The organism is Citrobacter sp. Cpo037, assembly GCF_030332945.1.
Classification (GTDB): domain Bacteria; phylum Pseudomonadota; class Gammaproteobacteria; order Enterobacterales; family Enterobacteriaceae; genus Citrobacter; species Citrobacter portucalensis.
This window is the reverse complement of sequence record NZ_JAOWGW010000081.1, coordinates 112,889-131,704: the sequence shown is the minus strand read 5'-3', so window position 1 is coordinate 131,704 and position 18,816 is coordinate 112,889. Positions and strand designations below refer to the sequence as shown.

Genomic DNA, 18,816 nt, shown 5'->3' with positions numbered 1-18,816 from the left:
TGGATGTATCAGGTTTAATGTCGCTGATACTCATTAACCTGGTAATCGCCAGATTCAATTTTGGCGATTCCTGCTTCTAATATCGAAATAAATTGCCTGGCAACATCAGTGGTTAACCAGAGCGTTTGACCAACTTCAGTCCCATCCGGGTCAGGGCGGTTCGGGGTTTGGTAGTGCAAACGCAGCATCAGCGCATCGTAGCTATCAACGGTGCTGATGTCCCACCCTACAAGCGGATGAGTCTGAATGACTTCATTATTCTTTTCCATCATGCCCCCTAATTCGTGTTACTAGACAACGGTTTTCGAGGTTCAATGCGTTTTTTTCTGAAGCAACTTCAGTATATCAATAAATAAGGGTATTCATTGAAAATTTAAAGAGGGAAGGGCATAAATTTTTTGTTTTCAGCGTTATCTGACTAAGAAAACGACATGTTATTCATTTTTTTTAGTATGTTGCACAATTATTTTGTTGTTTTGGTTAAAAGATAATCGGTGGGTTAATATTAAATTAAATGCTCGTCAGAAGAAATGCGCGATTGATTACAAGATTGCGTGTATAAAAAAGCCGGGGCGACCCGGCAAACAAACATCACTGCATATCATTATTTATTCGTTGATGAACCAGTCATCCGCGCTTTCCCAGGTTTCCTGTAGGATCTCGCTGATGCGTTCTTTGTCCTCTTTGGTCGCGCCAATAACCGACAGATTGTTTGCGCCGGCATAACGGACGGTAACGTTACCTTCGTTATCCGGAAAATGGTGCTGAATACGGCGGGAGAGTTCACCTGCCAGTGCGTCAATTGCACCGGCAGGTAAAGGTGAAGTTTTGGCAATAGTGACTTCAATACGCATAGTAGCCCCCTGTGGAATATACTGTTTATTTATACAGTTATTCGCATCGGTTGGCTACACTTTTTTTAGCTTTTTACTGACCAGCATATCGTTTCGCCACCCAGGAAAGGCACCAGCGTATCGTCTTCCAACGCTATGCTCTCAGGAACAAGGTGCTCCATGCGTTCCAGCTCAATAAAGCTCTCATTGACCGGCAAACCATAGAACTGTGGGCCGTTGAGTGAGCAGAAGGCTTCGAAATGGTCCAGCGCATTCATCTCTTCAAACACGGTGGCATAGCTGCCTAGTGCGGTCGGTGCATTAAAGCATCCCGCACAGCCACAGCTTGACTCTTTGCGATGACGTGCGTGCGGCGCTGAGTCGGTACCGAGGAAGGCGCGCGTAAACCCGCTGGCAACCAGTTCACGCAGCGCCTGTTGGTGGACGTTACGTTTGAGGATCGGCAGGCAGTACAGGTGAGGACGAATCCCGCCAACCAGCATGTGGTTGCGGTTAAACATCAGGTGCTGTGGCGTAATAGTCGCTGCCAGAAGCTCGTTACCGTCGCGCACGTATTCGGCAGCATCTTTGGTAGTGATATGCTCGAACACTACTTTCAGCGAGGTCAAACGCTGGCGCAGTGGTTCCATCACCGTTTCAATAAAGCGCGCTTCGCGATCGAAAATATCGATATCTGCATGCGTCACTTCGCCGTGCACCAGCAGCGGCATACCCAATTTTTCCATCCTCTCCAGCACCGGCATGATGGCGTCAATAGAGGTTACGCCATGCGTCGAGTTGGTGGTGGCATTGGCCGGATAGAGTTTTGCTGCGGTGAATACGCCTTCGTTAAATCCACGTTCCAGCTCGTTGGGATCCAGCGTATCCGTTAAGTAGCAGGTCATTAATGGTGTGAAGTCGTGTCCGGCAGGTACCGCGTCAAGAATGCGCTGGCGATAAGCGATAGCCGCGTCAACCGTGGTGACGGGCGGTGCCAGGTTCGGCATGACAATGGCGCGACCATAAATTTCACTGGTGTAGGGCACGACAGTTTTTAACATGTCGCCATCGCGAAAGTGAAGATGCCAGTCGTCTGGGCGGCGGATCTTTAAAACCTGGGATGGTGCAGTCATCAATATGCTCCGGCTGAGGATAGTCTTTTTTGCCGGAAACAAAGGATAAGCGGAAACGTTTTCGTTTGCACGAAAAAAAAGGGCGCATCGGCGCCCTCAGTTTTATTAGTCGGTGAACGGGATGATGATTTCCCCCGGTTTCACCTCAATTCCCTTCGCCAGTTTTTTCGCCAGAGCTTCACCCTGACTGCTGTCATCCTGCAGAATGTAGGCTGGCTGCTGGTTGAAATAGTTACGCAGCGACTGGTTTAAATAAGGCATCAGCGTTTGCAGTACCGACTGCATTTTTTCTGGTGTAACGGTCGCATCCACGACTTCCATCTCTTGCAGATAAATTGCGCCTTTCTCTTTGTTGAATACCGGTAAGGCCTTTAACTTCAGCTTCATGGTCGCTTTTTGACTGCCAAACAGGGAATTCATGTCCAGGTTGGCGTCACCGGTCAGCGTCACTTTATTGGGTTCTTCACGGCCAATCTGACTGGCGAGATTATTTAGTACGATGTGTGCTTCAGCAACGCCGGGCAAGCCGATATCTTTAGAAAAGTTATTATGCTTTGCCAGGGCCTGATTAATTTCTTGCTCGCTAACCGTGTATTGCGTGAGTTGATTACAACCAACCAACAGGCCGCTGACAATCAGTGCAGCGGCAAAAAAAAACTTTTTCATGGGGTTCCTCAACATGATGCATGTGGCGTAATCGTGACACAAAGCATCATCGAGTACCAGCGCCCCGGACGCCAGCAGAAAAAACTGAAAAGCGCCCGGAAGCAGGCTCGGCTATCAGGCGTCTGGCTCCAGCATGCCTCGCGTTGGGCGTTTGAGACTGAACTGCCAGCCCAGTGCCAGGAAGGTGATGAGGCCGATAATACCGAGCATCATCCAGGGCAGTTCAGGCTGTGCCAGGGCCTTGCCCATGTCAAACAACCAGCCGCCACCGATATAACCAATCGCGCCACCGATAGCGAGTCCCAGTCGGCTGAAGCCCATATAGCTTCCTCTGGCCCGAGCGTTCGCCAGTGAGGCGCTCAGGGTTTCACGCGCGGGTTCGGCGATGATCGAGCCAATATAGAACGTGCAGATTAGGGTGAATAACTGCTGCAAATTCCCGACCAGACCGATCGGCATCATGCTCAGAGACATCACCAGCAGACCGGCCATCAGGCGATGCTCAAGGCGAAAACGTTTTTCACTCCAGCGGGCAATTGGATAGAGCAGCGTCAATGAGAGGCACGCCTCGATGGCATACATCCATTTCACGGCGGCCGGTGAACCTGCGATGTCGTTCACCATGATTGGCAGCATCAGCATCACCTGTACCGCCAGCATGTAATAGCCTGCCAGCGTCAGCACATAGGTGACAAAGCGCTTGTCATGCATCACGTGGCTCATCCCTTCGCGCACTGGAATTTTCACCGTCGACAGCTTCCATGCCGGGAGCAGCCAGGCGTTAAACGCCGCGCACAGAACGAACAAAATTGCGCCGGTGGCACAGACCAGACGGAAATCGTATTGCAATAACCAACTGCCAAGCAACGCGCCAACCACGGCCCCGGCGCTATCCTGCATCATCAGAATAGAGAAAAAACGCCCGCGCTTTTCCGGGCGGATCAGTTTAACCACCAGCGCCGAGCGGGGTGGGTCGAATAGTGTACCGCCCAGTCCGGAGAGAAAGCAGGAAAACCACAGCAGCCACGGCTCATGGGCAATGCCCATGGTGGCGAACCCGGCAGCGCGCATCAGCATGCCGGTGACTATCATCGGTTTTGCACCAAAACGGTCCGCAATAGCGCCGCCGAAAATACCCAACCCCTGCTGGATAAATTGACGTAATCCTAGTGCAATACCGACCATCACGGCGGCCCAGCCCATTTGGTCGACGAAACGAATTGAGATCAGCGGGAAAACGACGAAGAAACCCAGCACGACCAGCATATTATCGATGAGAAGGAAGTATTTACCCAGGTTCCTTGCCTGCGAGACTTGCGACATTTCCCCTCCAGGGAAAAACTCGTCACTCTGGATAGAGTTTAAAAGATAAGCACCTCCTATTCTGCGGTGTCGTCATCGCTTTTCCCACCCTTCGCGGGACAATATTTTTTTATCAAAAGTCCGTCTTGATAGAGAGTTTTCATCAAAATGTGTGAATAATTCAAAAAATGGCATTTTGCTCTTTTCACAGGGTGTATTCGCACAGGTATAGTAATGCGAATAGCGTATTGAAGACGTTACGGGAAGGAGTAGGTATAGAATGTTTGGCTATCGCAGTAACGTGCCAAAAGTGCGCTTAACCACCGACCGCCTGGTCGTGCGTTTAGTGCATGAGCGTGATGCCTGGCGTCTGGCAGATTATTACGCAGAAAATCGTCATTTCTTAAAACCCTGGGAACCTATTCGCGATGAAAGCCACTGCTATCCGTCCGGCTGGCAGGCGCGTCTGAGCATGATCTCTGAGTTTCATAAACAGGGCACCGCCTATTATTTTGCGCTGCTCGATCCGGACGAAAAAGAAATTATCGGCGTTGCGAACTTCTCAAACGTGGTGCGGGGATCCTTCCATGCCTGTTATCTCGGCTACTCCATTGCGCAGAAGTGGCAGGGGCAGGGGCTAATGTATGAAGCCTTAACCTCGGCCATCCGTTATATGCAGCGCACGCAACATATTCATCGCATTATGGCTAACTACATGCCACATAATAAGCGCAGCGGTGACCTGCTGGCGCGACTGGGTTTTGAAAAAGAAGGGTATGCCAAAGACTACCTGCTGATTGACGGGCAGTGGCGCGATCACGTGCTGACGGCGTTGACCACATCAGAATGGACCCCCGGCCGCTAAGTTTCAGATGCAGCCATGATTAATGGAGAAGACGATGAAATACGAATTAACCGCCACCGAAGCACGAGTGATTGGCTGTTTATTAGAAAAACAAGTGACCACGCCGGAACAGTACCCACTCTCCGTTAATGGAGTCGTAACAGCCTGCAATCAAAAAACGAATCGTGAACCGGTGATGAATCTGTCGGAATCGGACGTGCAGGAGCAACTGGATAACCTGGTTAAGCGACATTTTCTGCGCACGGTGAGCGGCTTTGGCAATCGCGTCACGAAATATGAGCAGCGTTTCTGCAACTCTGAATTTGGCAATCTGAAACTTAGTGCCGCAGAGGTGGCCATAATCACCACACTGCTGCTGCGGGGCGCTCAGACGACTGGTGAACTGCGTAGCCGCGCATCCCGTATGTACGAATTCAGCGACATGGCCGAAGTGGAGTCGACGCTGGAGAATCTGGCGAACCGGGAAGATGGGCCTTATGTGATCCGCCTGGCGCGTGAGCCGGGCAAACGTGAAAGTCGCTATATGCACCTGTTTTGTGGTGAGGTTGATGAAGCCATTGCCGCGGCAGATGAACTCCCTGCAGCCTCCGGCGATCTGCATGCGCGCGTGGAAGCGCTGGAAACGGAAGTCGCAGAACTTAAGCAGCGGCTTGATTCCTTACTGGCGCACCTGGGAGACTAACGTGAATAAATTACGTATCGGTGTAGTCGGCCTTGGCGGTATTGCACAAAAGGCCTGGCTACCCGTGCAGGGCACATCCGCGGACTGGACGCTGCAAGGCGCCTTTTCACCTTCGCGCGATAAAGCACAGCGTATCTGTGACACCTGGCGAATACCCTACGTGGATTCATTGAAGAATCTGGCGCAAACCTGCGACGCGGTTTTCGTCCATTCCAGTACCGCGACGCACTATGCGGTAGTTAGTGAATTGCTGAATGCCGGAGTCCACGTGTGCGTGGATAAACCGCTGGCGGAAAATCTGCACGAGGCTGAGCAACTGGTCGAGCTGGCCGCGCGGAAAAAACTCACGCTGATGGTCGGGTTTAACCGTCGATTTGCACCGCTGTACCAGGATCTCAAAACCCAGTTGGGCAGTGCAGCGTCTGTACGTATGGATAAGCACCGTACGGATAGCGTTGGGCCGCACGATCTGCGCTTCACTCTGCTGGACGACTATCTGCACGTGGTCGATACCGCTTTGTGGCTGGCGGGAGGGCAGGCGCAGTTAAATAACGGCACGCTGCTGACCAATGAATCTGGTGCGATGCTCTACGCCGAGCATCATTTTTCTGTCGGTCAAATGCAGATAACGACCAGTATGCATCGCCGTGCCGGTAGCCAGCGCGAGAGCGTGCAGGCGGTGACGGACGGCGGCCTGATTGACGTAACTGATATGCGGGAATGGCGGGAAGAGCGTGGGCAAGGTGTTATTCATAAGCCGATAGCGGGCTGGCAAACGACCTTAGAACAGCGTGGTTTTGCCGGATGTGCGCGTCATTTCATTGAGTGCGTGCAAAATCAGACGGTTCCCCAGACGGCAGGCGAGCAGGCGCTACTGGCCCAGCGTGTTGTTGAAAAGCTGTGGCGGGAGGCGATGGCTGAATAATCCCCTGTAACATCTGGCGGTAGTAATTCATTGTAATCCAGGTACTATATGCCCACTCAAAATAACACCTCTTTTCAACCATAGGCTGGTTTGTCGGCCTGATAAGGTGCCAGGGTGTCGCCATCAGGCACAGCAAAAGTGTCGGATGGCGGCGAGAATGCCTTATCCGACCTACGGGCAGGTTTGTCGGGGTTTTGCCTCAGAGTCTGGAATACAACATAGATGAATTTATTAAAGTCGCTGGCAGCCGTCAGCTCGATGACGATGTTTTCACGTGTGCTGGGTTTTGCGCGTGATGCGATTGTCGCCAGAATCTTTGGTGCAGGGATGGCGACAGATGCCTTTTTTGTGGCATTCAAACTTCCTAACCTGTTGCGCCGAATTTTTGCCGAAGGCGCATTTTCGCAGGCATTTGTGCCGATTCTTGCTGAGTACAAAAGCAAGCAGGGGGAAGATGCTACCCGCGTGTTTGTTGCCTACGTTTCCGGACTGTTGACGCTGGCGCTGGCCGTGGTGACGGTAGCCGGGATGTTGGCTGCGCCATGGGTGATATTAGTTACCGCGCCGGGATTTGCCGACACAGTGGATAAATTTGCGCTGACCACTCAACTGCTGCGGATCACTTTTCCCTATATTCTACTGATTTCACTGGCCTCACTGGTTGGTGCGATCCTTAATACCTGGAACCGCTTTTCCATTCCTGCATTTGCCCCGACCTTTCTGAATATCAGCATGATCGGCTTCGCGCTATTTGCGGCACCCTATTTTAACCCGCCGGTGCTGGCGCTGGCGTGGGCCGTTACGGTTGGCGGCGTGCTACAGCTGATTTATCAGCTTCCGCACTTGAAGAAAATTGGCATGCTGGTGCTGCCGCGCGTGAACTTCCGTGATGCAGGGGCGATGCGTGTCGTCAAGCAAATGGGGCCAGCGATCCTTGGGGTATCGGTCAGTCAGATTTCACTGATCATCAATACGATTTTCGCCTCGTTTCTGGCCTCTGGCTCAGTTTCATGGATGTATTATGCTGACCGTCTGATGGAGTTTCCGTCCGGTGTTCTGGGCGTGGCGCTGGGGACTATCCTGCTGCCATCGCTGTCCAAAAGTTTTTCCAGTGGTAATCATGATGAATATTGTCGCCTGATGGACTGGGGCCTGCGTTTGTGTTTCCTGTTGGCATTACCGAGTGCCGTAGCGTTGGGTATTCTGGCCAAACCGCTGACGGTGTCTCTGTTCCAGTACGGTAAATTTACCGCCTTTGATGCCGCGATGACCCAGCGTGCGCTGGTGGCGTACTCGGTAGGTTTGATTGGCTTGATCGTGGTGAAAGTGTTGGCTCCGGGCTTTTACTCGCGCCAGGATATTAAAACGCCAGTGAAGATTGCCATTGTGACGCTGATTATGACCCAGGTGATGAACCTGGCGTTTATCGGGCCGTTAAAGCATGCCGGATTGTCGCTGTCGATTGGTCTGGCGGCATGTCTGAACGCTTCACTGCTGTACTGGCAACTGCGGAAACAGAAAATCTTTACCCCACAACCGGGCTGGAGCTGGTTCCTGGCGCGTCTGGTGATTTCCGTGCTGGTGATGTCTGCGGTGCTGGTTGGGATGCTCTACATCATGCCGGATTGGTCGCAGGGAACGATGCTGTGGCGTCTGCTGCGTCTGATGGCGGTCGTGGTGGCCGGCATTGCCGCTTACTTCGCAGCACTCGCCGTACTGGGCTTTAAAGTAAAAGAGTTTGTGCGCCGGACGGCGTAATGGATCAATGCCGGATGGCGGCATAACGCCGTATCCGGCCTACTAAAGACGTAGGCCTGATAAGCAAAACGTTATCAGGCTGACATCAAATAGAGAATTTTTTCCCGCCGCGGTGCGCAGCAGAGGTTTGACCGTTTGCGCCATACAACGCCGGTTCCTGGTGCGGTTTCAGCACTTGTATTGCTTGTTGATTACGCTCGATCTGCCCTTCCAGCAGCCAACCGTTGTGCTGGTTGAGGTCGCGTAAATGCTGTGTTTTCTTGGTGATAGTCTGCCAGCGTTCAGCAATCTCATCATTGGCGCTGCGCGTGGCGTCATGCTCCAGGCGGCGCTGCTGCTCAAGATAATCAAGGGTTGCCAGCAAGGAGCTTTTTTCTTCTGTAATACGCTGTAGCTGGCTGCCGTTGATATGTCCTGCGGAAAGCTGCTGCTGTTCAGCATCCATTACCGTTTTCAGGTCATTGAGGACAGTCGTCATCTGGTCAAGTATTTCTGACAAACGAGTCATACTTTATTTACTCTGTAGGTAGCTCTGCGCCTCGCGAATCAGCGAGTCGGCAATTTTTCCGGTATCCATTTTCAATTCACCGTTACGGATTGCGGTTTTCAGTGCTTCCACGCGTTCCATATTGATGTCATTGGTGCCAGGCTGCATCAGTTTGGCCTGGGCGTCGCTCAGCATGACGCTGGTGCTGGTGGTCGCGGTGGTTTTTTCCTTCCGCGCTTTTTGTACCGGCGCATCGCTGGTTTCACGCGGCTGAACGGTGCTTACTGGCTTCAATGGTGAGGTACGATCAATGCTCATTTTATTTTTCCTCATCGAGGGGTTACGCTATAGCGGCCCGCTGTAATCATTGGTTGTTTATCTATCGGCACACGCTAAAAAATCTTTAACCTATTATAGGTTAATAAGAATATTCCCATCAGAATCGACGACGCCGCTCACCACCTGGCCTGAAATCATCCGCACTCGCGCATTCTGTGCGACAGCGGCGTTGTTCAGCGCTTTACCTTCGGCATTGACCCGAAAGCCATCTCCGTTGGCAATAACCAGTACGCGCTGACCGGCCTTGATCCGCCATGCCTGGCGCAACATCGAAAGCTGTATCGGTTGGCCTGGCACCAGATCGCGCAGGCTCACTGCATCCTGCACCTGACTCATATCCAGCACCGCGCGCGGCGGTAGTTGGTCCAGTCGACCACGTTTCAGCGTTACGCTGGCCGGGGTCAGGGTGCTACCTCGCGCTACGGACGCAGCGGCAACAACGTAGTTTCCCGTCGCCTGCACGTTCACCTGCAGATAGCGTTTTTCGTTGGCACAGCGAGCCAGCACATTCACATTACCCCACAGTTTTGCGCTACCTGACACGCTTAATGCTGGTTGCTCACAGCTCGGCAGTAAGTTAGGTGACGTTCGGATAGTGACCACCACCTCATCGCTAAATCCGGCCAGGCGCTGGGAAAACCATGCCGTTAGCTGCGAATTCAGGTCTTGTGCCAGCGTCATAGGGCTGAACAGCAATGCTGCCACGACTATTCCACGTTTAAACGTTTGCATCAAAACCTCGCGCTTTTTCAGGTAGTGGCAGGATTTTACCTGTGTGACGCAGTCATCAACGCAACAAATAGCGACGCATTTTGCGTTTATTCCGGCGATAACGCGCGCGTAATGGGATTTAAGCTGTCGGCTGAATTTTGTCATTTGCGGAGGAGATATGCTCGATAAGCTCGACGCCGCCTTACGTTTTCAACAGGAAGCGCTGAATTTGCGCGCCCAACGCCAGGAAATATTGGCGGCCAACATTGCCAATGCCGACACGCCGGGGTACCAGGCGCGCGACCTGGATTTCGCCAGTGAATTAAAAAAAGTCATGGTGCGAGGACGGGAAGAAACCGGCGGCGTTTCGTTGACGCTGACCTCTGCACAACACATTCCGGCCCAGACCGTTTCTGCGCCGTCTACGGAGCTGCTCTACCGTATTCCTGACCAGCCATCTCTTGATGGCAACACGGTAGATATGGACCGGGAGCGCACGCAATTTGCAGACAACAGCCTCAAATATCAAATGGGGCTGACCGCGCTGGGTGGACAAATCAAAGGCATGATGAACGTGCTGCAAGGAGGGAACTAATTCGTGGCGCTGTTAAATATTTTTGATATCGCAGGTTCTGCGCTGACGGCTCAGTCTAAACGCCTGAACGTCGCGGCCAGCAACATGGCGAATGCGGATAGCGTCAGCGGACCCGACGGTCAGCCGTATCGCGCGAAACAGGTTGTTTTTCAGGTAGATGCCGCGCCAGGTGCGGCAACCGGTGGCGTAAAAGTTGCTGACGTCATTGAAAGTCAGGCGCCGGATAAGCTGGTTTATGAACCCGGTAATCCGCTGGCCGATGCGAATGGCTACGTGAAAATGCCGAATGTGGACGTTGTTGGCGAGATGGTCAACACCATGTCTGCCTCACGTAGCTATCAGGCAAACGTCGAAGTGCTCAACACCGTGAAAAGCTTGATGCTTAAAACGTTGACGCTAGGCCAGTAAAGGAGGCGCACATGTCTATTGCTGTAAAAATGAATGACCCGAGCACGACGGGGGTTAATGCCGCCACGGGGAATAGCTCACTGACGGGCAGCAACGCCGCTGACCTGCAAAGCAGCTTTCTTACGCTGCTGGTTGCACAGCTGAAAAACCAGGATCCTACCAACCCGCTGCAAAACAACGAACTGACTACCCAGTTGGCGCAAATCAGTACCGTGAGCGGGATTGAGAAGCTGAACACTACGCTGGGATCGATCTCCGGGCAGATCGACAACAGTCAGTCGCTGCAGGCCAGTACGCTGATTGGCCACGGGGTCATGATCCCGGGTACCACCATCCTGACCGGTAAAGGGACAGAAGAGGGTGCCAAAACCACGACAACACCATTTGGAATTGAGCTGCAGCAACCGGCAGATAAGGTTACCGCAACCATTACCGATAAAGACGGCAAAGTGGTGCGCACCATTGACATTGGCGGGTTGAAAGCAGGCGTTCATACCTTCACCTGGGACGGCACCATGACCGATGGCACGGATGCACCAAGCGGTTCTTACAACGTGTCAATTGCTGCCAGTAATGGCGGAACGCAACTGGTGGCCCAGCCGCTTCAGTTTGCGCTGGTGCAGGGCGTTATTCGCAGTAACGGCGGTAATACGCTGGATCTGGGCACCTATGGAACCACCACCCTCGACGAAGTACGGCAGATAATTTAAGCCTTCACACCTATCAGGAGTAAGTCATGGCCTTTTCTCAAGCGGTCAGCGGTCTGAACGCTGCAGCGACCAACCTCGATGTCATTGGTAACAACATCGCCAACTCCGCCACCTACGGTTTTAAATCTGGCACGGCATCTTTTGCCGATATGTTTGCCGGTTCGAAAGTCGGTTTGGGCGTTAAAGTTGCGGGTATTACTCAGGACTTTACCGACGGTACTACCACCAACACCGGACGTGGTCTGGATGTTGCTATCAGCCAGAACGGTTTTTTCCGTATGGTAGACAGTAACGGTTCCGTTTTCTACAGCCGTAACGGTCAGTTCAAGCTCGATGAAAACCGCAATATCGTTAACATGCAGGGGCTGCAGCTGACGGGCTATCCGGCTACCGGTACACCGCCAACCATACAGCAGGGTGCGAACCCGGCACCGATCACTATCCCGAATACGCTGATGGCGGCTAAATCAACCACCACTGCGTCAATGCAGGTCAACCTGAACTCCACTGACAAGGTCCCTACCAAGACCCCGTTTAACCCAAGCGATGCCGATTCCTACAACAAAAAAGGCAGTGTTACCGTTTTCGATAGCCAGGGTAACGCTCATGACATGAACATTTTTTATGTCAAGAATAAGGAGAGCAACTCTTGGGAAGTCTTCACTCAAGATGCTTCAACCGGCGATCCTGAAAAATCAGCCGGGTTTATGCGTTTTGATAAAAATGGTGTGTTTTTAGGCATGAGCGCCACGGCAACTGAGCTGCCACCGACGGCTCCAGACGTCTGGCCAAAGGATATCAACATCGCAACTGGGAAGATTAATGGCGCAACTGAAGCCACCTTCTCCCTGAGCTTCCTGAACTCCATGCAGCAGAACACCGGTGCCAACAACATCGTCGCCACGAATCAGAACGGCTACAAGCCGGGCGATCTGGTGAGCTACCAGATTAATAATGACGGTACGGTGGTCGGTAACTACTCCAACGAACAGCAACAGGTTCTGGGGCAGATCGTGCTGGCAAACTTTGCCAACAACGAAGGTCTGGCGTCTCAGGGCGACAACGTCTGGGCGGCGACTCAGTCTTCCGGCGTGGCGCTACTGGGGACTGCAGGCGAAGGTAACTTCGGCAAGCTGACCAACGGCGCGCTGGAAGCGTCAAACGTGGATTTGAGTAAAGAACTGGTGAATATGATTGTCGCCCAGCGTAACTATCAGTCGAACGCACAGACCATCAAAACCCAGGATCAGATCCTCAACACGCTGGTCAACCTGCGCTAAGCGCCTGACGGGATGGCTTAATGGATCACGCAATTTATACCGCCATGGGCGCGGCCAGTCAGACGCTGAATCAACAGGCGGTGACGGCCAGCAACCTGGCAAACGCCTCCACGCCAGGGTTTCGTGCGCAGCTCAATGCGCTGCGCGCGGTTCCTGTAGAAGGATTGTCTTTACCGACGCGTACGCTGGTGGTGGCCTCCACGCCGGGGGCCGACATGACGCCGGGTCAGATGGACTATACCTCCCGCCCGCTGGATGTGGCGCTGCAACAAGATGGCTGGTTGGCTGTGCAGACCGCAGACGGTAGCGAAGGGTATACCCGTAACGGCGCTATTCAGGTAAGCCCTACGGGTGAACTGACTATTCAGGGGCATCCGGTAATTGGCGAAGCTGGACCGATAGCCGTACCGGAAGGTTCAGAAGTCACCATTGCGGCGGACGGGACAATTTCAGCACTTAACCCTGGCGATCCGGCTAATACGGTCGCGCCAGTAGGGCGGCTGAAGCTGGTGAAGGCAACAGGGCTTGAAGTGCAACGTGGTGATGACGGTATGTTCCGCCTGACCCAGGCCGCACAGGCTACCCGTGGTGCGACGTTACAGGCCGACCCCAGCATCCGTGTGATGTCGGGCGTGCTGGAAGGCAGTAACGTTAAACCGGTTGCTGCGATGAGCGACATGATCGCCAACGCCCGCCGCTTTGAAATGCAGATGAAAATTATCAGTAGCGTGGATGATAACGCGGGCCGCGCCAACCAACTGCTGTCGATGAGTTAATACAGGACATTTTATGATCAGTTCATTATGGATCGCCAAAACCGGCCTGGATGCGCAGCAAACCAACATGGATGTGATTGCCAACAACCTGGCAAACGTCAGCACCAACGGATTTAAGCGCCAACGTGCCGTATTTGAAGATCTGTTGTACCAGACGATTCGTCAGCCTGGTGCACAGTCTTCTGAGCAGACCACACTGCCGTCTGGTTTGCAGATTGGTACCGGCGTACGTCCGGTTGCGACCGAGCGTTTACACAGCCAGGGTAACCTGTCGCAGACCAACAACAGTAAAGATGTGGCGATTAAAGGCCAGGGCTTTTTCCAGGTCATGTTGCCCGATGGTACGTCCGCTTATACCCGCGACGGTTCTTTCCAGGTGGATCAGAACGGTCAGTTGGTGACGGCGGGTGGTTTTCAGGTTCAGCCGGCCATCACTATTCCGGCTAACTCGCTCAGTATCACCATTGGACGCGACGGTATTGTCAGCGTGACCCAACAGGGGCAGGCGGCGCCTGTTCAGGTCGGGCAGCTTAACCTGACAACCTTCATGAACGATACCGGTCTGGAAAGCATTGGTGAGAATCTGTACACCGAAACGCAGTCATCCGGTGCGCCGAATGAGAGCACGCCAGGGCTGAACGGCGCGGGTCTGCTGTATCAGGGCTATGTTGAAACCTCTAACGTCAACGTGGCGGAAGAGCTGGTAAACATGATCCAGGTTCAGCGCGCTTACGAAATCAACAGTAAAGCGGTATCGACCACCGATCAGATGCTGCAAAAACTGACGCAACTCTAAAGTGGAGCCCGGTGGGGTGAAAATCTCACCGGCACACTGATTTTGAAGATGACCGCAATGCGAAAATACGCGCTTCACCCATACCCAATTTTAGCCCTGCTGGTGGTTTCACTAACAGGATGTGCCTGGATCCCGGCCACGCCGCTCGTGCAGGGCGCAACGTCTGCCCAGCCCGTTCCAGGTCCAACGCCGGTGGCGAATGGCTCAATCTTCCAGTCGGCACAACCGATTAACTATGGTTATCAGCCACTCTTTGAAGACCGTCGTCCACGCAATATTGGCGATACGCTGACCATCGTATTGCAGGAAAACGTCAGCGCGAGCAAAAGCTCTTCGGCGAACGCCAGCCGCGACGGCAAGACAAACTTTGGCTTTGATACCGTACCGCGCTATTTGGAAGGATTGTTCGGTAACGAACGTGCCGACGTAGAAGCCTCCGGCGGTAACTCCTTTAACGGTAAAGGCGGCGCGAACGCCAGAAATACCTTCAGTGGTACGCTGACCGTAACGGTCGATCAGGTACTGGTGAATGGCAACTTACATGTCGTGGGTGAAAAACAGATCGCTATAAATCAGGGCACTGAATTCATCCGCTTCTCCGGGGTTGTAAACCCGCGCACCATCAGTGGCAGCAACTCCGTACCGTCAACCCAGGTTGCGGACGCGCGTATTGAGTACGTCGGTAACGGCTACATCAATGAAGCGCAGAATATGGGCTGGTTGCAGCGTTTCTTCCTTAACTTGTCGCCGATGTAAGCGAGGTACCCAGTGTTTAAATCTTTTGTTGGAATGGTACTGGTGCTGATAACCACCTTTGCGCATGCTGACCGTATTCGTGACCTGACCAGCGTTCAGGGCGTGCGGGAAAACTCGTTGATAGGTTATGGGCTGGTAGTCGGTCTGGATGGTACGGGTGACCAGACCACACAGACGCCGTTTACGACGCAAACGCTCAATAACATGCTTTCGCAGTTGGGGATAACCGTGCCAACTGGCACCAATATGCAGCTGAAAAACGTGGCGGCGGTGATGGTTACCGCGTCATTTCCTGCATTTGGTCGTCAGGGACAAACCATCGACGTAGTGGTCTCCTCTATGGGGAATGCCAAAAGCCTGCGCGGCGGTACGCTGCTGATGACCCCGTTAAAAGGGGTCGATAGTCAGGTATATGCGCTGGCTCAGGGGAATATTTTGGTGGGTGGTGCGGGCGCGGCTGCAGGTGGTAGTAGCGTACAGGTTAACCAGCTCAATGGTGGACGCATTACCAACGGTGCGATTATCGAACGTGAATTACCCAGCCAGTTCGGCGGTGGTAACACCATTAATCTGCAGCTCAATAATGAAGATTTCACGATGGCGCAGCAGATTACCGACACCATCAACCGCTCGCGTGGCTTTGGTAGCGCAACAGCGTTGGATGCCCGAACCATTCAGGTGCGTGTGCCAAGCGGCAACAGCTCGCAGGTGCGTTTCCTCGCTGATATCCAGAATATTGAGGTGAACGTCACGCCGCAGGATGCGAAAGTGATTATCAACTCGCGCACCGGATCTGTCGTCATGAACCGCGAAGTGACGCTGGATAGCTGTGCCGTGGCACAAGGCAACTTGTCGATCACGGTGAACCGCCAGGCGAACGTCAGCCAACCGGACACACCGTTTGGCGGTGGACAAACCGTGGTGACGCCACAAACCCAGATTGACCTGCGCCAAAGCGGTGGTTCACTGCAAAGCGTGCGTTCCAGCGCCAACCTGAACAATGTGGTGCGTGCGCTGAATGCGCTGGGGGCAACGCCGATGGATCTGATGTCCATTCTGCAATCGATGCAGAGCGCGGGTTGCTTACGCGCCAAACTGGAAATCATCTAATGATTGGTGACAGCAAACTGCTGACCAGCGCTGCCTGGGATGCGCAATCACTGAACGAACTGAAAGCGAAAGCGGGTCAGGACCCGGCGGCGAATATCCGTCCGGTCGCCCGTCAGGTTGAAGGGATGTTCGTGCAGATGATGCTGAAAAGCATGCGTGAAGCGCTGCCGAAAGATGGCGTCTTTAGCAGCGATTCAACGCGCTTGTATACCAGTATGTATGACCAACAAATTGCGCAGCAAATGACCGCAGGCAAAGGTCTGGGGCTGGCTGAAATGATGGTCAAGCAGATGACTGAAGGGCAAGCGCAACCTGCGGATGACGCGCCGCAGGTGCCGATGAAGTTTTCACTGGAAACGGTGACCAGCTATCAAAATCAGGCACTGACGCAACTGGTCCGCAAAGCCATCCCTCGGGCGACAGAAAGCAATGATGAGCCACTGTCAGGTGACAGCAAAGATTTCCTCGCCCAGCTATCGCTGCCGGCTAAGCTGGCCAGCCAGCAAAGCGGGGTCCCGCATCATCTTATTCTGGCACAGGCGGCGCTGGAATCCGGATGGGGGCAGCGACAAATTCGCCGTGAGAACGGTGAGCCGAGCTTTAACATTTTTGGCGTGAAGGCTTCGGGAAGCTGGAAAGGTCCAACCACTGAAATCACCACGACTGAATATGAGAACGGTGAGGCGAAAAAGGTGAAAGCCAGATTCCGCGTCTATAGCTCTTACCTTGAGGCGTTGTCGGATTATGTCGGTCTGATATCACGTAACCCGCGCTATGCGGCAGTGACCGCTGCCGCGACCGCCGAGCAAGGGGCGCAGGCATTGCAAAATGCGGGTTACGCCACGGACCCTAACTATGCGCGAAAATTAACCAGCATGATCCAGCAGTTGAAATCGATGAGTGAAAAAGTGAGCAAAACCTACAGCACGAACATCGATAATCTCTTTTAAATAGCTCAAGTCTACCGACCTGCTGCCGATAATAACGAGTATTGAAGGATTACAAGGAACCTCCATGTCCAGCTTGATTAATAACGCGATGAGTGGACTCAGCGCAGCGCAGGCCGCGTTGAATACTGCCAGTAACAACATCTCCAGCTATAACGTTGCCGGATATACCCGACAGACGACAATTATGGCGCAAGCGAACAGCACGCTGGGTGCGGGGGGCTGGGTAGGCAATGGTGTCTATGTTTCTGGTGTACAACGTGAATATGACTCCTTTATCACTAACCAGTTGCGAGCAGCGCAGAACCAGAGCAGCGGTCTGACGACACGATATGAGCAAATGTCAAAAATCGACAATCTGCTCTCCAGCAAAACCAGTTCTATTTCGACCTCCATGCAGGACTTTTTTACCAGCCTGCAAACGCTGGTCAGCAACGCCGAAGATCCGGCGGCACGCCAGGCGCTAATCGGTAAAGCTGATGGGTTGGTAAATCAGTTTAAAACGACCGACCAGTATCTGCGCGATCAGGATAAGCAGGTCAATACCGCGATTAAAGCCAGCGTTGATCAGATCAACAACTATTCGAAACAAATTGCCAGCCTCAACGACCAGATTTCTCGTATGACAGGCGTCGGCGCAGGTGCGTCTCCTAACGACCTGCTCGACCAGCGCGATCAGTTGGTCAGTGAATTGAATCAGATTGTCGGTGTTGAAGTCAGCGTTCAGGATGGTGGCACTTACAACCTGACCATGGCGAACGGTTATTCGCTGGTACAGGGTAGCAATGCACGCCAACTGGCAGCAGTGCCTTCCAGCGATGATCCTAATCGTACAACTGTGGCCTACGTTGATGGCGTTGCCGGAGCTGTTGAAATTCCGGAGAAACTGCTGAATACCGGTTCACTGGGCGGACTGCTCACCTTCCGTTCTCAGGAGCTGGATCAGACGCGTAATACCCTCGGCCAACTGGCGCTTGCATTTGCCGATGCGTTTAACACCCAGCATAAAGAAGGTTTTGATGCCAACGGCGATCAGGGTAAGGATTTCTTTGCTATCGGCAGCCCGGAAGTCTTCAACAACGCGAAAAATACGGGTACAGGATCGTTAAGCGCTAAGATCACTGACAGCTCCGCCGTGCAGGCGACAGATTATAAAATCGTTTTTGATGGGAAGGACTGGCAGGTTACTCGCCTGGCGGATAATACCAGTTTCAAAGCCACCGTTACCGGTGGAAAAATGTCCTTTGACGGGATGGAAATCACCGTTAATGCTGGCGCGAAAGCTAATGACAGTTTTACTGTAAAACCCGTGAGTAACGCTATCGTTGATATGAAAGTTATGGTGACCGATGAGTCGAAAATCGCCATGGCTCAAGTGTCTAAAAATGATACGGACCCCACCATCGATAAAGGCAAGAGCGACAACCGTAACGGTCAGAAACTGTTAGATCTGCAAACCAAAGCGACTGTCGGCAATAAGACCTTCAACGATGCATATGCCACGCTGGTAAGCGATGTCGGGAACAAAACCGCTACGCTGAAAACCAGCGCCACCACCCAGAACAACGTGGTGACACAGCTTTACCGGCAGCAACAGTCTATTTCCGGCGTTAACCTCGACGAAGAGTACGGTAATTTACAGCGTTTTCAGCAGTATTACCTGGCTAACGCTCAAGTGCTGCAGACCGCGAATGCGTTGTTTGATGCACTGATTAATATCCGCTAAGGGAGGGGGAC

Annotated in this window: 22 protein-coding genes; 14 read left to right on the top strand and 8 right to left on the bottom strand. The window is 53.0% G+C overall.

Annotated features, from left to right (window positions below):
* Positions 1–14: 14 nt before the first annotated feature.
* The 5 genes from bssS to mdtH all read right to left on the bottom strand — a co-directional run bounded on the left by bssS (position 15) and on the right by mdtH (position 3,955).
* Complete coding sequence (gene bssS, locus OGX94_RS23175; protein WP_003036154.1) at positions 15–269, bottom strand: biofilm formation regulator BssS; 255 nt, start codon at positions 267–269, stop codon at positions 15–17.
* Between the two features lie 339 nt (positions 270–608).
* Complete coding sequence (gene dinI / locus OGX94_RS23170) at positions 609–854, bottom strand: DNA damage-inducible protein I (protein WP_003036157.1); 246 nt, start codon at positions 852–854, stop codon at positions 609–611.
* A 65-nt stretch (positions 855–919) separates the two neighbouring features.
* Entirely contained in the window at positions 920–1,966 is a 1,047-nt protein-coding gene (gene pyrC / locus OGX94_RS23165) for a dihydroorotase (RefSeq protein ID WP_003832140.1), read from the bottom strand.
* 105 nt (positions 1,967–2,071) lie between these two features.
* Positions 2,072–2,632 (bottom strand): lipoprotein, encoded by a 561-nt coding sequence (locus OGX94_RS23160; protein WP_020996498.1) that lies wholly within the window; start codon positions 2,630–2,632, stop codon positions 2,072–2,074.
* Positions 2,633–2,746: 114 nt separating this feature from the next.
* Positions 2,747–3,955, bottom strand: coding sequence for a multidrug efflux MFS transporter MdtH (gene mdtH, locus OGX94_RS23155; protein ID WP_003832142.1), 1,209 nt, complete (start codon positions 3,953–3,955; stop codon positions 2,747–2,749).
* Positions 3,956–4,214: 259 nt separating this feature from the next.
* Here mdtH and rimJ point away from each other — a divergent pair, with 259 nt between their 5' ends.
* From rimJ to murJ, 4 genes are all read left to right on the top strand, one after another.
* Positions 4,215–4,799, top strand: coding sequence for a ribosomal protein S5-alanine N-acetyltransferase (rimJ, locus tag OGX94_RS23150; protein ID WP_003832145.1), 585 nt, complete (start codon positions 4,215–4,217; stop codon positions 4,797–4,799).
* A 34-nt stretch (positions 4,800–4,833) separates the two neighbouring features.
* Positions 4,834–5,481, top strand: a complete 648-nt coding sequence (locus OGX94_RS23145) for a YceH family protein (RefSeq protein ID WP_257661592.1) — start codon at positions 4,834–4,836, stop codon at positions 5,479–5,481.
* Position 5,482: 1 nt separating this feature from the next.
* Positions 5,483–6,406: a Gfo/Idh/MocA family protein gene (locus OGX94_RS23140; protein ID WP_257661593.1), complete on the top strand. Its 924-nt coding sequence runs from the start codon at positions 5,483–5,485 to the stop codon at positions 6,404–6,406.
* Positions 6,407–6,628: 222 nt separating this feature from the next.
* Positions 6,629–8,164, top strand: a complete 1,536-nt coding sequence (gene murJ, locus OGX94_RS23135) for a murein biosynthesis integral membrane protein MurJ (RefSeq protein ID WP_257661594.1) — start codon at positions 6,629–6,631, stop codon at positions 8,162–8,164.
* An 85-nt stretch (positions 8,165–8,249) separates the two neighbouring features.
* Here murJ and flgN read toward each other — a convergent pair whose 3' ends face one another.
* From flgN to flgA, 3 genes are all read right to left on the bottom strand, one after another.
* The gene (gene flgN, locus OGX94_RS23130) at positions 8,250–8,672 is read right to left on the bottom strand and encodes a flagella biosynthesis chaperone FlgN (protein WP_003036178.1); all 423 of its coding nucleotides are present in this window, start codon (positions 8,670–8,672) and stop codon (positions 8,250–8,252) included.
* Between the two features lie 3 nt (positions 8,673–8,675).
* The gene (gene flgM / locus OGX94_RS23125; protein ID WP_003832153.1) at positions 8,676–8,969 is read right to left on the bottom strand and encodes a flagellar biosynthesis anti-sigma factor FlgM; all 294 of its coding nucleotides are present in this window, start codon (positions 8,967–8,969) and stop codon (positions 8,676–8,678) included.
* 93 nt (positions 8,970–9,062) lie between these two features.
* The gene (gene flgA / locus OGX94_RS23120; RefSeq protein WP_003832155.1) at positions 9,063–9,722 is read right to left on the bottom strand and encodes a flagellar basal body P-ring formation chaperone FlgA; all 660 of its coding nucleotides are present in this window, start codon (positions 9,720–9,722) and stop codon (positions 9,063–9,065) included.
* Positions 9,723–9,879: 157 nt separating this feature from the next.
* On the opposite strand from flgA, the gene flgB reads away from it, so the two are divergent.
* The 10 genes from flgB (at position 9,880) to flgK (ending at position 18,805) form a co-directional block, all read left to right on the top strand.
* A complete protein-coding gene (gene flgB / locus OGX94_RS23115) occupies positions 9,880–10,296 on the top strand; it encodes a flagellar basal body rod protein FlgB (RefSeq protein WP_003036189.1) in 417 nt (138 codons plus the stop codon).
* Between the two features lie 3 nt (positions 10,297–10,299).
* The gene (gene flgC, locus OGX94_RS23110; protein ID WP_003036191.1) at positions 10,300–10,704 is read left to right on the top strand and encodes a flagellar basal body rod protein FlgC; all 405 of its coding nucleotides are present in this window, start codon (positions 10,300–10,302) and stop codon (positions 10,702–10,704) included.
* An 11-nt stretch (positions 10,705–10,715) separates the two neighbouring features.
* A complete protein-coding gene (gene flgD / locus OGX94_RS23105) occupies positions 10,716–11,414 on the top strand; it encodes a flagellar hook assembly protein FlgD (protein WP_008784359.1) in 699 nt (232 codons plus the stop codon).
* Positions 11,415–11,440: 26 nt separating this feature from the next.
* Positions 11,441–12,694, top strand: coding sequence for a flagellar hook protein FlgE (gene flgE, locus OGX94_RS23100; RefSeq protein ID WP_257661595.1), 1,254 nt, complete (start codon positions 11,441–11,443; stop codon positions 12,692–12,694).
* Between the two features lie 20 nt (positions 12,695–12,714).
* Entirely contained in the window at positions 12,715–13,470 is a 756-nt protein-coding gene (locus tag OGX94_RS23095) for a flagellar basal body rod protein FlgF (protein WP_003832161.1), read from the top strand.
* Positions 13,471–13,483: 13 nt separating this feature from the next.
* Entirely contained in the window at positions 13,484–14,266 is a 783-nt protein-coding gene (gene flgG / locus OGX94_RS23090) for a flagellar basal-body rod protein FlgG (RefSeq protein ID WP_003036202.1), read from the top strand.
* Positions 14,267–14,323: 57 nt separating this feature from the next.
* On the top strand, positions 14,324–15,022 hold the full coding sequence (locus OGX94_RS23085; protein WP_032934415.1) for a flagellar basal body L-ring protein FlgH: 699 nt from the start codon (positions 14,324–14,326) through the stop codon (positions 15,020–15,022).
* A 33-nt stretch (positions 15,023–15,055) separates the two neighbouring features.
* Positions 15,056–16,132 (top strand): flagellar basal body P-ring protein FlgI, encoded by a 1,077-nt coding sequence (locus OGX94_RS23080; RefSeq protein WP_032934416.1) that lies wholly within the window; start codon positions 15,056–15,058, stop codon positions 16,130–16,132.
* Complete coding sequence (gene flgJ / locus OGX94_RS23075; RefSeq protein WP_016152632.1) at positions 16,132–17,082, top strand: flagellar assembly peptidoglycan hydrolase FlgJ; 951 nt, start codon at positions 16,132–16,134, stop codon at positions 17,080–17,082. Before OGX94_RS23080 ends, flgJ begins: the two co-directional genes overlap by 1 nt.
* A gap of 64 nt (positions 17,083–17,146) precedes the next feature.
* Complete coding sequence (flgK, locus tag OGX94_RS23070; RefSeq protein WP_003832167.1) at positions 17,147–18,805, top strand: flagellar hook-associated protein FlgK; 1,659 nt, start codon at positions 17,147–17,149, stop codon at positions 18,803–18,805.
* Positions 18,806–18,816: the final 11 nt, after the last annotated feature.

Coding starts and splice junctions, on each gene's coding strand:
- bssS (WP_003036154.1), bottom strand. CDS start 269: ATGGAAAAGAATAATGAAGTCATTCAGACTCATCCGCTTGTAGGGTGG.
- dinI (WP_003036157.1), bottom strand. CDS start 854: ATGCGTATTGAAGTCACTATTGCCAAAACTTCACCTTTACCTGCCGGT.
- pyrC (WP_003832140.1), bottom strand. CDS start 1,966: ATGACTGCACCATCCCAGGTTTTAAAGATCCGCCGCCCAGACGACTGG.
- OGX94_RS23160 (WP_020996498.1), bottom strand. CDS start 2,632: ATGAAAAAGTTTTTTTTTGCCGCTGCACTGATTGTCAGCGGCCTGTTG.
- mdtH (WP_003832142.1), bottom strand. CDS start 3,955: ATGTCGCAAGTCTCGCAGGCAAGGAACCTGGGTAAATACTTCCTTCTC.
- rimJ (WP_003832145.1), top strand. CDS start 4,215: ATGTTTGGCTATCGCAGTAACGTGCCAAAAGTGCGCTTAACCACCGAC.
- OGX94_RS23145 (WP_257661592.1), top strand. CDS start 4,834: ATGAAATACGAATTAACCGCCACCGAAGCACGAGTGATTGGCTGTTTA.
- murJ (WP_257661594.1), top strand. CDS start 6,629: ATGAATTTATTAAAGTCGCTGGCAGCCGTCAGCTCGATGACGATGTTT.
- flgN (WP_003036178.1), bottom strand. CDS start 8,672: ATGACTCGTTTGTCAGAAATACTTGACCAGATGACGACTGTCCTCAAT.
- flgM (WP_003832153.1), bottom strand. CDS start 8,969: ATGAGCATTGATCGTACCTCACCATTGAAGCCAGTAAGCACCGTTCAG.
- flgA (WP_003832155.1), bottom strand. CDS start 9,722: ATGCAAACGTTTAAACGTGGAATAGTCGTGGCAGCATTGCTGTTCAGC.
- flgB (WP_003036189.1), top strand. CDS start 9,880: ATGCTCGATAAGCTCGACGCCGCCTTACGTTTTCAACAGGAAGCGCTG.
- flgD (WP_008784359.1), top strand. CDS start 10,716: ATGTCTATTGCTGTAAAAATGAATGACCCGAGCACGACGGGGGTTAAT.
- flgE (WP_257661595.1), top strand. CDS start 11,441: ATGGCCTTTTCTCAAGCGGTCAGCGGTCTGAACGCTGCAGCGACCAAC.
- OGX94_RS23095 (WP_003832161.1), top strand. CDS start 12,715: ATGGATCACGCAATTTATACCGCCATGGGCGCGGCCAGTCAGACGCTG.
- flgG (WP_003036202.1), top strand. CDS start 13,484: ATGATCAGTTCATTATGGATCGCCAAAACCGGCCTGGATGCGCAGCAA.
- OGX94_RS23085 (WP_032934415.1), top strand. CDS start 14,324: ATGCGAAAATACGCGCTTCACCCATACCCAATTTTAGCCCTGCTGGTG.
- OGX94_RS23080 (WP_032934416.1), top strand. CDS start 15,056: ATGGTACTGGTGCTGATAACCACCTTTGCGCATGCTGACCGTATTCGT.
- flgJ (WP_016152632.1), top strand. CDS start 16,132: ATGATTGGTGACAGCAAACTGCTGACCAGCGCTGCCTGGGATGCGCAA.
- flgK (WP_003832167.1), top strand. CDS start 17,147: ATGTCCAGCTTGATTAATAACGCGATGAGTGGACTCAGCGCAGCGCAG.